The organism is Nocardia mexicana NBRC 108244 (assembly GCF_001613165.1).
In the GTDB taxonomy this organism is placed as follows: domain Bacteria; phylum Actinomycetota; class Actinomycetes; order Mycobacteriales; family Mycobacteriaceae; genus Nocardia; species Nocardia mexicana.
The window spans coordinates 37,776-51,044 of sequence record NZ_BDBV01000056.1; the positions used below are offsets into that span (position 1 = coordinate 37,776).

The 13,269-nt window shown below is 67.7% G+C and carries 15 protein-coding genes; 8 read left to right on the forward strand and 7 right to left on the reverse strand.

The window, feature by feature from the left end:
* Positions 1–155: 155 nt before the first annotated feature.
* Both NM1_RS23000 and NM1_RS23005 read left to right on the forward strand, forming a co-directional pair.
* Positions 156–1,466: an NsdA family TPR-like regulatory protein gene (locus tag NM1_RS23000; protein ID WP_246011324.1), complete on the forward strand. Its 1,311-nt coding sequence runs from the start codon at positions 156–158 to the stop codon at positions 1,464–1,466.
* Positions 1,463–2,341: a phosphotransferase family protein gene (locus tag NM1_RS23005; protein ID WP_068023343.1), complete on the forward strand. Its 879-nt coding sequence runs from the start codon at positions 1,463–1,465 to the stop codon at positions 2,339–2,341. Before NM1_RS23000 ends, NM1_RS23005 begins: the two co-directional genes overlap by 4 nt.
* A gap of 30 nt (positions 2,342–2,371) precedes the next feature.
* Here the strand turns inward: NM1_RS23005 and NM1_RS23010 are convergent, their stop codons facing one another.
* Positions 2,372–3,094, reverse strand: coding sequence for a class I SAM-dependent methyltransferase (locus NM1_RS23010; protein WP_068023344.1), 723 nt, complete (start codon positions 3,092–3,094; stop codon positions 2,372–2,374).
* 24 nt (positions 3,095–3,118) lie between these two features.
* Complete coding sequence (locus NM1_RS23015; protein ID WP_068023347.1) at positions 3,119–4,102, reverse strand: patatin-like phospholipase family protein; 984 nt, start codon at positions 4,100–4,102, stop codon at positions 3,119–3,121.
* A 222-nt stretch (positions 4,103–4,324) separates the two neighbouring features.
* On the opposite strand from NM1_RS23015, the gene NM1_RS23020 reads away from it, so the two are divergent.
* Both NM1_RS23020 and NM1_RS23025 read left to right on the forward strand, forming a co-directional pair.
* Positions 4,325–4,741, forward strand: a complete 417-nt coding sequence (locus NM1_RS23020; protein WP_068023350.1) for an NUDIX hydrolase — start codon at positions 4,325–4,327, stop codon at positions 4,739–4,741.
* A 116-nt stretch (positions 4,742–4,857) separates the two neighbouring features.
* On the forward strand, positions 4,858–6,231 hold the full coding sequence (locus NM1_RS23025; protein ID WP_068023351.1) for an APC family permease: 1,374 nt from the start codon (positions 4,858–4,860) through the stop codon (positions 6,229–6,231).
* Positions 6,232–6,237: 6 nt separating this feature from the next.
* Here NM1_RS23025 and dinB read toward each other — a convergent pair whose 3' ends face one another.
* Positions 6,238–7,503, reverse strand: a complete 1,266-nt coding sequence (dinB, locus tag NM1_RS23030; RefSeq protein ID WP_068023354.1) for a DNA polymerase IV — start codon at positions 7,501–7,503, stop codon at positions 6,238–6,240.
* A gap of 62 nt (positions 7,504–7,565) precedes the next feature.
* The gene (locus tag NM1_RS23035) at positions 7,566–7,877 is read right to left on the reverse strand and encodes an EthD family reductase (protein WP_068023357.1); all 312 of its coding nucleotides are present in this window, start codon (positions 7,875–7,877) and stop codon (positions 7,566–7,568) included.
* 139 nt (positions 7,878–8,016) lie between these two features.
* On the opposite strand from NM1_RS23035, the gene NM1_RS23040 reads away from it, so the two are divergent.
* Positions 8,017–8,919 (forward strand): LysR family transcriptional regulator, encoded by a 903-nt coding sequence (locus tag NM1_RS23040; RefSeq protein WP_068023359.1) that lies wholly within the window; start codon positions 8,017–8,019, stop codon positions 8,917–8,919.
* A gap of 142 nt (positions 8,920–9,061) precedes the next feature.
* The gene (locus tag NM1_RS23045) at positions 9,062–9,562 is read left to right on the forward strand and encodes a pyridoxamine 5'-phosphate oxidase family protein (protein ID WP_068023363.1); all 501 of its coding nucleotides are present in this window, start codon (positions 9,062–9,064) and stop codon (positions 9,560–9,562) included.
* On the opposite strand, the gene NM1_RS23050 is transcribed toward NM1_RS23045, so the two are convergent.
* Both NM1_RS23050 and NM1_RS23055 read right to left on the reverse strand, forming a co-directional pair.
* The gene (locus NM1_RS23050) at positions 9,550–9,834 is read right to left on the reverse strand and encodes a TetR-like C-terminal domain-containing protein (RefSeq protein ID WP_084519936.1); all 285 of its coding nucleotides are present in this window, start codon (positions 9,832–9,834) and stop codon (positions 9,550–9,552) included. The two genes, NM1_RS23045 and NM1_RS23050, sit on opposite strands and share 13 nt — an antisense overlap.
* Before the next feature lie 55 nt (positions 9,835–9,889).
* Positions 9,890–10,525 carry a LysE family translocator gene (locus NM1_RS23055; protein WP_068023369.1) on the reverse strand — a complete coding sequence of 212 codons (636 nt, stop codon included), beginning with the start codon at positions 10,523–10,525 and terminating at the stop codon, positions 9,890–9,892.
* Between the two features lie 69 nt (positions 10,526–10,594).
* On the opposite strand from NM1_RS23055, the gene NM1_RS23060 reads away from it, so the two are divergent.
* Entirely contained in the window at positions 10,595–11,029 is a 435-nt protein-coding gene (locus tag NM1_RS23060) for a VOC family protein (protein WP_068023371.1), read from the forward strand.
* Positions 11,030–11,039: 10 nt separating this feature from the next.
* Here NM1_RS23060 and NM1_RS23065 read toward each other — a convergent pair whose 3' ends face one another.
* Entirely contained in the window at positions 11,040–12,170 is a 1,131-nt protein-coding gene (locus tag NM1_RS23065; RefSeq protein ID WP_068023662.1) for an FAD-dependent oxidoreductase, read from the reverse strand.
* 98 nt (positions 12,171–12,268) lie between these two features.
* Between NM1_RS23065 and NM1_RS23070 the strand changes: the two genes are divergently transcribed.
* Positions 12,269–13,255, forward strand: a complete 987-nt coding sequence (locus NM1_RS23070; RefSeq protein ID WP_211339400.1) for a dimethylarginine dimethylaminohydrolase family protein — start codon at positions 12,269–12,271, stop codon at positions 13,253–13,255.
* The last annotated feature ends 14 nt before the right edge of the window (positions 13,256–13,269 follow it).

The window sequence follows — 13,269 nt, forward strand, 5'->3', positions numbered from 1 at the left end:
AACTTCGCCGAATGAATCGCGGAATTGTTCCCAGCTCCAGCGTCTGTTGCCGGACCGGCATTCGGGAGGGCAAGTTACGGGGCAGATTGCCCGACCGACGACCTGCGCATGCGGTCCCGTTAGACTGGGCTCGAACCGGCACGCGAGGGGTGTGGATGCCACCGAATCGGCAGTTCCAACAGCGTCGCGAGGCGATGCCCTCGGCGATCCTGCCCGGACAGATCATGAGTCGCGCCGAGCTGGCGGAGGCAGTCAACCAGTACTTATGGCACACCAAGGGCGAGCGTCGGGAGATGGACGCCCACACGATCGCTCGATACGAACGCGGCGTGATTCGCTGGCCGAACGACTCATACCGCGAAGCCTTCCGGGTTGTACTCCACGCCACCGATACCGAACTCGGCTTCACACCGGCGCGTCGGCGCCGCGAGCAGGCGGGGCAGCAGATCGGTACCGCCATTGCGGAGCTGATTCGTCCACTCCAACCCGGAGTAGTCGCAACCGATTTCGAGGATCTCATCGATTGGAGCGGCAAACCGCCGACCCGGGCCGACTGGAGCGACGTCGTCAGGGTTCGGTTCGCGACCCGGGCCGCGGCATCGGCGGAGAACAAGCTCGGCGGTGGAACCGCCACCTCGTTGGCGATGCAATTCGTACACCGCCTCGGCTGCCTGGTGCGCGCCCAGGCATCTCCGGCAGTCCGGCGAGCACTGTTGGAAGCCGTCGGGAACCTCAGCGGTGTGGCCGGGTACGCCGCATTCGACGCCGGCGATCACGCGACCGCTGATCGGAGGTTTCGTTTCGCTCTTGCTTGCGCGGATGCCGCGGGATCGTGGGAACTGCGTGCGAGCACCCTTGCCGACATGGCTCGCCGGGCGGCGTACGCGGGCGATACCGACGCTGCTCTGTCCCTCATCGAAGTAGCGCAGGTTCGGTCCGATCGGCTGTCGGCCACGGTCCGGGCGATGCTGAGTGCCCTTCGTGCGCAGTATCTCGCAACCATGGGGCGTGGCGATGACGCCCTGACCGAGGTCGCACGCGCGGACGAATACTTCGCCGGACGAATGCCCGCCACCGACGCACCCTGGTTGTGTTTCTACGACGAAGCCGAACACCTCGGCAGTACAGGCAAGGCGTTGATTCCCGTGGCGATGGCCACTCGGCAGATCGAGACGGTCGCGGAGCGTATAGGCCGAGCGGTTGAGTTGCAACCAGCGGATTACCCTCGCTCTCAAACGTTTTCGCTTATTCGTCTCGCGACGATCACTATGCAACTCGGTGATCCCCGTGCAGCGGCCGAACTGGGAATGCGTGCCGTCGAGAACACCGGCCGGCTCGACTCCTTACGTCTCCGGACCGAACTTCGGAGTTTGGCCGCGGCCGCTGCCCGACATTCGGACGTGAGCGACGCGGCGAACCTTCACGAGTCCATCAGCCACCACACGGCGCCGAAGGCGGCACCATGACCGCGGCATCGTCCGACGCCGTGCTGGTCCGAGCCGCGCGTCTCGCCGGCGTCGATCTGAACGGGCGAGAGATAATCCGTGAGGGATCGCATGCCATCTATCGAGTCGCAGGAAATATCGTGGCGCGCATCGGGAGTCCGGGAAGTTTCCTCGACGCCGAGCGTGAGGTGCGGATTTCGCGGTGGCTCAACAGTTCCGGAATCCCTACCGTGGAAGCGGTCGCGGAACTCCCGCAGCCGGTCTCGGTCGAGGGCAGGCCGGTCACGTGGTGGCATCTGATTCCCGATCATCGACCCGCGACTCCCACCGAGCTCGGGGTGATGTTGCGCGCGTTGCATGCCGTCACCCCACCGCTGGAGCCGAAACTGCCGGAGTACGACCCGTTCGGCAATCTCCGGGAGCGGCTGGCCGGGAGCCCCGCGAACGACGACGACACCGCATGGTTACTGACCTGGTACGACAAGCTGTCCCGGAAATATCGCGAACTGCCGGATCCGTCGGCACCGACGGTTCTGCACGGAGATGCTTGGCAAGGCAATCTGGTGGTCCCGCCATCGGGCATCCCGACGGTGCTGGATCTGGACAAAGTCTCGCTCGGCCGGCCCGAGTGGGACCTCATACCACTTGCCGTGGATTACACCGACTTCAGCAGGATTACGAAATCCGACTACCAGTCCTTCGTCGACGCCTATGGCGGTTACGACGTGACGACCTGGCCTGGGTTCCGCACTCTCGCCGATATCCAGGAGTTGCGCTGGACAGCGTTCGCCCTCGGGCAGGCTGCGACGAGCGCGGAAGCTCTGCGACAGGCCGAGCACAGGATTTCCTGCCTTCGCGGTGACGTGCAGCGTCCGTGGCAATGGGATGCATTCTGAATGGTTGGGAGTGTTGAAATGCCTCGACGCTCATGGCTTTTCGGCGATGAATACCAGTTCGCGTCCAGGGCGGTCGGGTGCCTCCCGGACATCTCGGATGCGGTATCCATGGGCGGCGAGGTCCGCCTCGACCTCCGCTTGTTCGCGAAACCGCAGGGTCGAATCCGAGACGAGGACGGTGCCGTCTGCGGCGAAGGTGTAGGTGTGGCGGAATGAGACGAGTGGCAGCTCCACGGCGGTGACGTCGAGGCTGCGCTCGACGCGGCCGATGCCCGGGATATCGCGGACCACCGGCTCGCTGTCGGCCCATTCCTCCCATGCGCGCCGACCGGGGCGTCGGGTCTCGAATACGAAATGGCCACCGCCGCTGAGAGATCGGGCGATCGAATTCAAAGTGTCGGCCCACTCGTCGTCGGTGACGAACACCTGCGCCACGTTCCCGGTCATGACCGCGAGGTCGGCGCCGACCTCGGGCAGGGTCGTCGCATCACCCTGCAACCAGCAGATCCCGGGCGGAGCCTTCTTCGCCCTCGCGATCTCCAGCGAGGCCGAGGCCGGATCGACCGCGGTTACCGCGCGCCCGGTGCTTGCCAGCCGCACGGCGAAAGAGCCTGTTCCGCAACCGATGTCGATGACCGTCTGAGCATTCAGCTCGTCGGCGACGGCGGCGTAGGCGGTCAGGTCTGTGCGGGCGCCTTCGAACTCGTCGTAGATTTGGGCGAGGTGGGGGTGGGCGAAGATCGGGTCGGGCACTTGCGGACGGTAGTTTCTGTCGGGTCAGCGTGGGGTCAGTGGGGTCAGGTAGGTGGTCAAGGCGTTGGCGGCTGCGGTTCGGCCGAGGTCGAAGGCGTGGAGTAGGACCGTTTCGTCGCGTGCTACGCGGCCGATGGTGGGGGAGCCGAGAGGGGGGCGGATTTGTAGGACTGCCGGGTGGTCGGCGAGGGTCTGTTCGTCGCGGTCGTATTGTTCGGCGCGGGCGAGCCAGGCGTCGACCACGCCGGGGGCGTGGCGGCGCAGGAAGCGGTCGACGATTCGGTGTTCCACTTCCGAAGGGGTCCTGGGGGTTTCGTCGGTGCGGCGGGTGCGCAGGACGAGGGCGTGGGTGGCTCCTTGGGCGAGGGCGGTGCGGATCGGAATCGATTCGGAGAGACCGGCGTCGACATAGCGCCGGTCGGCGAGCGCCACCGAACGTCCCGCCAGGATCGGCAGGCAGGTCGTGGCCCGCAGGGCGCGCTGCAGGGTAGCCACATCGGTGATGTGTGGCCGCAAATCGACCGCGGCGCCGCTGGCGGTGTCGGTGCCGATCGGGTGGAACGTCACGGGATTGGCGAGGATCGCCGGAAAATCCATCGGCACGAGGCGCTCGTACACCGTGTGCACCAGATATCGGGTATCGACCACGCGCCCGCCGCGCAGGGCTCGGGCCGGGGCGATGACCCGCCGGATGATGTCGTCCCGCCATGCCCGCCGCGCCTCCGCGGCCCGCCCGCACAGCAGCCACGCCCCGTTGAGCGCCCCCGCGGACGATCCGTACACCGCGTCGACGCACCGCAGCAGGCCCAGTTCCTCCAGCGCCGCCACCATGCCGTGCGAATAGACCCCGCGAGAAGATCCGCCCTCGATCACGACCGCCAGCCGCGCGTCGTCGCTGCGGCGCCCGGGCTCGCTGCGCTCGGCATGCCGCTGCGCGATGAGCTCACCCACGCCCGAGCGGGTCTCACTGTGCAGCACCGGCGCCTCCAGCTGTCGAAACAATGACATTTCTGTCTAGCACAGGTGGAGGAGGTCGCCGCGTGTACGTGTTCGGCCTGCGGCCCGGCACCGAAGGAACAGGCCGGAAGATTTGGGTGCGGGCCCCCGCAGGGGGATGGGGTCGGCGGCCCGCGCGTAAAACAATGCCGTGTGGTTGCCGGTGATCACAGGGACTTCGGTCCCTTCCGGGGTGGCCGGAGGACCTCACCGCCGATCGGTAGGCTGCTGGCGGTGCGGACCGAACCGGGACAGCGGCTCATCGATACCGTGGCGTGGGTACTCATCGAGGACGGGCGGATCCTGTGTGCGCGGCCGCGCGGGAAGGACGTCTTCTTCATACCCGGCGGGAAGCGCGAGGGCGCCGAGAGCGATCTGCAGACGCTGCTGCGCGAGATCGACGAGGAACTGACCGTCGCGCTGGACCCCGAATCCGTCGCGCACGTGGGCACCTACGAGGCCGAATTGCCCGGCGCCCCATCGGGTCTGGTCCGCATGGCGTGCTACACCGCCGCCTATTCCGGAACCCTCGAGCCCAGCAGCGAGATCGACGAGATCGCCTGGTTCGGCTACGCGGACCGCGCGCTGGTACCTCCGGTGGACCAACTGCTGTTCGACGATCTGGCCGCCGCCGGGCTGCTTCCCGCCTGAGACTCGCCCGGCGCACGTAACGAATCGTCAACACCCGAATACTGCCCCGGCGAAGCGGGTAAATTCCAGATTCATGCGCGGGCTGCCGGCCGCGCCGGGGAATTCGAGGAGTCAGCATGACCGAGACCGCCGCGAACCGATCCGACCATAATGCCGAACCCCAGCTCAAACGCGTCATAGGCCCGGGATTGCTGCTGCTGTTCATTGTCGGCGACATCCTCGGCACCGGAATCTACGCGCTGACCGGGAAGGTTGCCGCGCAGGTCGGTGGTGCGGTGTGGGTGCCGTTCGTGGTCGCGTTCCTGGTCGCGCTGATCACCGCATTCTCCTATCTGGAACTGGTGACGAAATATCCCAACGCGGCCGGTGCCGCGCTGTATACGCACAAGGCCTTCGGCATTCAATTCCTCACGTTCATGGTCGCTTTCGCGGTGATGTGCTCGGGTCTCACCTCCGCGTCCACCGGCGCCCGCGCCTTCGCCGCCAATTTCGCCGAGGCCTTCCACCTGGATCTGAGCGTGGGCGTCGGCATCACGCTGGTCGCGGTCGCGTTCATGCTGGTGGTCAGTTTCGTCAATCTGCGCGGCGTCAGCGAGAGTGTGTGGACCAACGTCGTGCTGACCTGTGTCGAGCTGACCGGTCTGCTGATCGTCGTCGGAATCGGCCTGTGGGCCTTGGGATTCGGCGACGGCGATTTCAGTCGCATCACCGAATTCGAGACCGGGCACCGGACCGCGCTCGGCGGTGTCATCGTCGCCACCACGCTGTCGTTCTACGCGATGGTCGGCTTCGAGGACTCGGTGAACATGGCCGAGGAATGCAAGGAGCCGAACCGGATCTTCCCGAAGATTCTGCTGACGGGACTCTGTATCACCGGTGTGGTGTACGTGCTGGTGTCGATCACCGCCGTGGCGCTCGTACCGCTGCAGGAACTGAAGGTCGGGGATACGCCGCTGCTGAAGGTGGTGGAGATCGGTGCGCCCGCGTTCCCGACGCGAATCTTCGCCTTCATCACCATGTTCGCCCTCGCCAATACGGCGTTGATCAACATGATGATGGCGAGCCGGTTGCTGTACGGCATGGCGCGCCAGGGCGTCATCCCGCAGGCACTCGGGCGCGTGCATCCGTTCCGGCGCACCCCGTGGGTCGCGATCGCCTTCACCGCGCTGCTGGCGATCGGCCTCATCACCTTCGTCGGCGAGGTGCCCGAACTCGGTGGGACGACGGCGCTGCTCCTGCTGGCGGTGTTCACCATCGTCAATGTGGCCGTGCTGGTGCTGCGCCGGGATCCGGTGGAGCATCAGCATTTCCGCACTCCCACCGTGCTGCCGGTAGTGGGCGCGGTGACGTGCGGCTTCCTGGTGACGCCGTTCACCGACCGCAACAACGAGCAGTACGCCATCGCCGCCGTGCTGCTCGGTATCGGAGTGGTGCTGTGGGCGGCGACGCACCCCGCACTGCTGCGCAGGCTGCAACCGACGCGGAAATAATCCGCCTCAATCCGGCAGCAGCGGGACCGACATCCCCTCGCCGCGTCCGAGCAGCGCCGCGCGGGTCACGGTCCCGGCTCCGAACCGGTCACGCAGCTGATCCAGCGTGGCATCGAGGGTCGCGCCCGCACGGGGCTCGAAGGGAAGCGTGAGCTGGAGGGTGTCGGCGTCGTCCAGGTTGGTCAGCGACAGGCCGATCAGGGTGAGGCCGCGTTCGTGGATCATCGGCATGGCCGAGGACAGGAGGTCGCGGGCGGCACGCAGGATCGTGGCGCTGTGATCGGTCGCCTCGGCGAGGGTGTGCGAGCGAGTGGCACGGGCGAAATCGTCGAAACGCAAGCGCAGCACCACGGTTCGGCATACCCGGTCGGCGGCGCGGAGCCGGTGCCCGAGCCGGTCGGCGAGGCCGTGCATATAGGCCTCGATCTCGTCGGGCGTGCGGGACCGGCGCCCCAGGGCGCGCTGCGCACCGATCGACCGGCGGCGGCGACCGGTCTCGACGCGGCGCGGATCCCGGGCCCAGGACAGCGCGTACAGGTGCCTGCCCGCCGCGGGACCGAGGATCGACGAGAGCGGGCGTTCGCCGAGTTCGGCCAGCTGGCCGATCCGTGTGATGCCGTGGTCGTGCAGCTTGGCAGCGGTGACTTCGCCTACGCCCCACAGTCTTTCGACCGGCAGGGGATGCAGGAAATCCAGCTCCCCGTCCGGAGGCACCTCCAGCAGGCCGTCCGGTTTGGACACCGCGCTGGCCACCTTGGCCAGGAACTTGGTGCGCGCCACGCCGACCGAGATGGGGAGCCCGACCTGTTCCCGCACGTCGGCGCGGAGCCTGCGGGCGATATCCACCGGCGCGCCCGCGATCCGCCGCAGCCCGCCCACGTCCAGGAACGCCTCGTCGATCGAGATGCCCTCGACCTCCGGCGTGGTGTCGCGGAAGATCTCGAACACCGCCTTGCTGGCCTGCGAATAGGCCGACATCCGCGGCGGCACGACGATCGCGTGCGGGCAGATCCGCAGCGCCTGACCGGCATTCATGGGCGTGTGCACCCCGAGCGCCTTCGCCTCGTAACTGGCCGCCAGCACCACCCCGCCGCCCACGATCACCGGCTTCCCCCGAAGCCACGGCGCATCCCGCTGCTCCACCGCCGCATAGAACGAGTCCAGATCCGCATGCAGAATCGACGCCTCCGCCCGCGCCGCCATCCGCGGCCGCCGCCCCCGAACCGCAGCGGGCTCACGATCGGCGGAGTGGCGACCATCGGACACGAACATATGTTCGCATAGATTCGGCTGCGGGGCGTCGACTGCGGTGGAAGATCCCGCTCGAGGATTCCTCAGCTGGTGCCGTCCTGCACCGGATAGTGGATGATGACCGCACCGCCGGTGGCGTAGTTGGCGAGGTCGGCGGCCGCCCGCTGGCCCTGCGGCGACAACCGTGCGGCCTCCTCGGCGGCGGCGTCGGCGAAGTCGGCTTCGAAGACCGCGAAATACGGCGATTCTCCGTCGGCTGCCGCCACGTCGAAGCTGTAGCGCCACGCCAGCAGGCCGGGCATTTTCGTGGCCAGCGGAAGGTGGGTGGTCTCGTAGTAGTCGCGGAAGTGGTCGGGGTCGGCGGGCTGGGGATACAGGACGACCAACTTGTGCATGACTGCCTTCCGGTGAGTGCGGTGTGCAATACCGCGTTGAATCGTTATATGCGCAGGTTAGGGCCGGATGTGTGGTCGAGGGAAAGACCGGGACGGGATAGACTCAGAACGGATCGTTATCAATCGACCGGGAGGGCATGTGGCGCCGGATACGGTGAGCCTGCGGTACTTTCTGGTGCTGGCGCAGGAGTTGAACTTCACCCGCGCGGCCGCACGGATCGGTATCGCGCAACCGGCACTCAGTGCCCGGGTGCGCCGATTGGAGGCGGAACTCGGTACCAGCCTGCTGATTCGCAACACGCGCAGCGTCGTATTGACCACGGCCGGTGCGGCTTTGGCGGAGTCCGCGCCGCCCGCGCTGGCGGCGCTGGACCGGGCCTGGGAGACCGCCCGGCGTGCGGGGGCCGGTGAACTGGGCAGGCTGCGCATCGGATACAGCCTCAGCGCGGGGGCCGAGACGGCACCGGCCCTGGTGGACAGGCTCATTCGCAGCAGCCCGGGACTCGAGGTCAGCGCGGTCCCGATGGCGACACCGGAGATCTCTCCCGCGGTCGCCGACGGCCGCATCGATGCGGGGATCACCCGCGGTGAACAGCCGGGTCGAGGCGTGCGCCGGTTCCCGCTGCGGCGCTTGCGCGTCGGGGTCCAACTGGCACGGCACCACCCGCTGGCCGAACACCCGGAGATCGCGATCGCCGATGCGGCCGCGTATCCGCTGCGACTCCCCGACCGTACGGCCAACCCCGTGATCCACGATCAGCTGAGCGCACTGTTCCGCGACATCGAGCCGAAACCCCGATTCCGCACGCCCCCAGTCTCTTTCGACATGTCTCAGCGCGACTTACACGACGGTCTCACACTCGCCCCGGCCGGTCAGGCCGCGGTCGCGACACAGCCGGCCGGTCTCACGTGGCGACCGCTGCGGGGCGCATCCACCTTGACGATCCACCTGGTCCTCCCGCGCGTGCAGGCACCACTACACCGCCGCATCCGTACCGTCGCCAAAACCCTGGCACACGAGCTGCACTGGCTACCGGACTGACGCGCGGCAGGTCAGGCGAGACGGGATCCTCCGAAATTTTCGGAGATTCCTGCGTCGTGGATGTCGAGAACGCTCGGGCGGCTCCGTCCCAGGGGTACGAGCAGCCGAACGGGCCTCGACATACCGACGAAGGAGCAAACCCATGCGACCGAACGAGATCACCGCGATCCTGAATCTCCCGATCAGCCAGGAACTCCTGGCTCGTGACCTGCTGCGCATGGCGTACGTCGCCAAGGACGGCACACCCCGCAACATCCCCATCGGCTTCACCTGGAACGGCTCACAGATCGTCGTCTGCACCACGAAGAACGCCCCGAAGCTGATTTCGCTGCGGCACCACCCGGAGGTCGCGTTGACGATCGACACCGAGGTGCACCCGCCCAAGATTCTGCTCATCCGCGGGCGGGTGGCGGAACTCGACGTGGTGGACGGCATCCCGGAGGAGTACCTGCAGATGAACGGCAGTTACGAAATGACCCCCGAGCAGCGCGTCGAATGGGAGGCCGAGGTCCGCTCGCTCTACGACGGCATGGTCCGGATCGTCATCACCCCGACCTGGGCCAAACTCATCGACTTCGAAACCACCCTGCCCACCCCGGTCGAGGAGCTGATCCAGCAGCGGGCCGAACGTCAGCGCGCCTGAGCCGACAGGATCGCGGCGAAGGCGGCACGCACGCGATCGGCCACCTCCTGAGCGGAGTCCGCCGACAGCTTGCCGTCCAGGTGCAGGCAGGCCAACCCGTGGGCCAGGCCCCAGCCCGCCGAGGCCAGCGCCTCGTGGTCGCCGTCCGGGAAGACCTGCGTCATCGCGAATCGCAGCAGTTCATGGATTTCCTCCGCGGCGCGGGCCCGGTCCTCGTCGTCCGTGTCGCAGGGGTTGCCGAACATCAGGCGGAACAAAGCGGGACGGCGCAGGGCGAACCCTGCTCCAGCGAAATACGCTGCGCCACTATCGCAACCGGCTGCGACACTAGTTCGTGCCGGTCAGTGCCATTCCGGCGCCGACTCCGATGATCATCACACCGCCGGTGCTGCCGACGGTTTCGAGGCGCCGGGGAGAGCGGACGAACCACGACCGGGCCGTCGCCGCCAGCAGCGCCCAACTGCCGTCCGAAAGCGCTTGGATAGCAAGGAAGATGACACCGAGAGTCAGCAACTGCACCGGCAGCGCACCCCGATCCGGCGCGGCGAACTGCGGAAGGACCGCGCCGAAGAACACGATTGTCTTGGGGTTGGTGGCTCCGACGACGAATCCCTGCCGGAATACGCGGCCGTCGCCGACACCCGGAACCTTCGACCGCAGGGCGGCCGCCAGCTCCTTCCGCTGCCGAATCGCCGTGACGCCCAAGTAGATCAGATACGCCGCCCCGACGATCTTCACGATCAGGAACAACATCGCCGAGGCCATCAAAGCCGCACCCAGGCCGACCGCCACCGCGGCCAGCGGCACGAAAGATCCCGCCACCGCACCCGCCACCGACAGCACCGCGGACCGGCGTCCGAGAGTCAGCGCCCGGCCGATGGCGAAAAGCACATTGGGACCCGGAATGACGATAATGATCAGGGCGGCCACGGCAAAGGCCGCAGCATGCGAAAGCGGAACCATCTCTCGGAGCGTAGCCGCGGACCGCGAAAACGGGGAGACGGCAACAGGTCCAGCCTTTATGGTGACCCGATGGCATCGGTCAGACAGATCCAAGTGACCTTCGACTGTGCGGAACCTGAACGGGTTGCTCGTTTCTGGTGTGAGGTGCTGGGGTATGTCGTGCCTCCGCCACCGGAGGGGTTTGCCGGCTGGGAGGAATACGATCGCTCGTTGCCGCCCGAGAAGCGAGGTGCGGACTTCGTCTGTATGGATCCCACGGGCGTGGGTCCGCGTTTGTACTTCCAGCGGGTGCCCGAGGGCAAGGTGGTCAAGAATCGGGTGCACCTCGACGTGCGGGTCGGCACCGGGCTGGTCGGGGAGCAGCGCCTGGCCGCCCTCGAGGCCGAATGCGCGCGACTGCTCCCGCTCGGTGCGACACGCCTGTGGCTGCTACCCGCCGACGAAGACAACGAGTCGTGCCTGGTGATGCAGGACATCGAGGGCAACGAGTTCTGCCTGGACTGACGCCGCGAAGCTACGGTTTCTGCTCGGGTTCGGTGAACGCCGCGACCAGACCCTCGGGCGTGCCGTCGAAAAACTCCCCGAAGAACTCGGCCGCCTCCGTAGCGATCTCGGTGCTACGGGTGAACATGGCCCGCTCGTACTCGGCGAGCGCGGCCTCGACGTCACCGCGGTGCGCGGCCAAGGCCGTGCCCAGTTCGGCGCCGTCGAGCATGGCCAGATTCGCGCCTTCGCCGTTCGGGGCCGCGAGGTGGGCCGCGTCGCCGACCAGGGTCACCCCCGGGAGTCGGTCCCACCGATGCTCGGCCGGGAGCGCGTAGTGCGGCCGCCAGACCGGTCCGGTGTCGGCGGCGGTGATCAATGCGGTGAGTTCCGGTGCCCAGCCGTCGAATTCCCGCGCGATCCGCGCGGTGGCCGCCGCGGCATCGGTGAAGTCGATGGCGGAGAACCAGTCCAGGGAACGGGCCAGCACCACGTAGGCGTGCAGGGTGTCGCCCTTCTCCCGGTGCGCGTGAATCTCGTTGCCCGGCGCGGGCGCGATGAGCGATCCGCCGCCGACCGCCGTCGCGGTGGCGGGGTGTCGAGTGTCGGCGTCGAACAGGTAGGTCTCGACGAACGACTCGCCGGTGTATTCGGGTGTGGCGGCGGACAGCAGCGGCCGGACCCGGGACCATGCGCCGTCCGCGCCGACCAGCAGGTCCGTGTGGACGGTACTGCCGTCGGCGAAACGCACCTCGTGCCGGCCCGCACCGAGTGCGCGAACGCGTTCGACCTTGCGACCCCACCGGACCGTATCCGCCGGGAGCGAATCGAGCAGGATCTGCCGCAACGCGGCGCGCTGCACCTCCGGGCGGCCGCCGGTGCCGTCGTCGGCCTTGTCGAGCAGGATGGTTCCGTCGGGGTTCATGATCCGCATGGCCTGGCGGCCCTCCAGGATGATGCCGCGGAACTCGTCGGTCAGTCCGGCCGCCTCGAGGGCGAGTTGGCCGTTGTAGTCGTGGATGTCGAGCATCCCGCCCTGCCTGCGCGCGGTCGGTGCGGCCTCGGCCTCGTAGACGGTGGCCGGGATGCCGTGGACGTGCAGGACGCGGGCGAGCGTGAGTCCGCCGAGTCCGGCGCCGATGATCGTTATCGAAGTGGTCATGGCGACGAGGCTGCCGACCGGCGATTGCACGGCACTTGCGGTCGGCTTGCGCGGTCATGCGTCGCACTTGTCTCCGACGCCCGGGTAGTCTCGGCAGCGTGATTGCCAATGATTTGCCAGTTCGCGTGGACAGCGAGTTCGCGCGGTTGCGGTCGGTGGTGGTCGCCCGATGCGAGTTCCGAGCGCCGGACGATCCGGCGCGGGCCGGGCTCACCTCCCCGCCGGTGGAGCCCGGCGCCGTCGAGCTGATGCAGGCGGTGTGGGGCAAGGACTTCGGGGATGCCTATCCCGAAAAGCAGGCCGCCTGGGAGGCCGAGCGGGAGAATCTGGCCGCGCTGCTCCGCGGGTACGACGTGGAGGTGCTGCGCCCGCGATTGCTGACCGAGCCGGAGAAGGCGGCGGGCGGCGGCCTCGGGTATGCCAACTTCTTCGTCCGCGATCCCTGGTTCACCGTCGGCGCCCACGTGATCGAGGGAGTGCTGCAGTTCCCGCACCGGCGCACGGAAGTGCTGACCAGCCGAGAGTTGCTGCTCGACCGGGTGCTGCCGTCCGCGGCCGGTTACGTGTCGCTGCCGATGCCCGAGATCGCCGCAGCGGGCGACAGCGGTGCGGGCCCGTTCCTGGAGGGCGGTGACGTGCTCGTGCTCGGCAAGCAGGTGCTCGTCGGCGAATCCGGCATGGCCACCAACACCCTCGGCAGGCGATTTCTGCAGAAGTACCTGCGCCCCTTCGGATTCGAGGTGAGTCGGGTCCGGCTGCCCGGGCACGTGCTGCATCTGGACTGTGCGCTCGGGTTGGTCCGCGAGGGGCTGATGATCGTATGTCCCGCCCGGCTTCCCGACGGGATTCCCGAGGCGCTGCGCGACTGGGACCGCATCGAGGTGAGCGAGGACGAGGCCGCGGCCATGGCCACCAACGGATTGCCGATCGACTCCGGCACCTACCTCACCGACCCGGAATTCGAGCGGGTCGGCGCGGCGCTGCGGGACCGCGGGATCACCGTCGAATACCTCGACTTCTCGGTGTCGCGCCTGTTCGGTGGCGCCTTCCGCTGCTCCACCCAGCCGCTGTTGCGCGCCGACTGACCGCCCGGACGGCG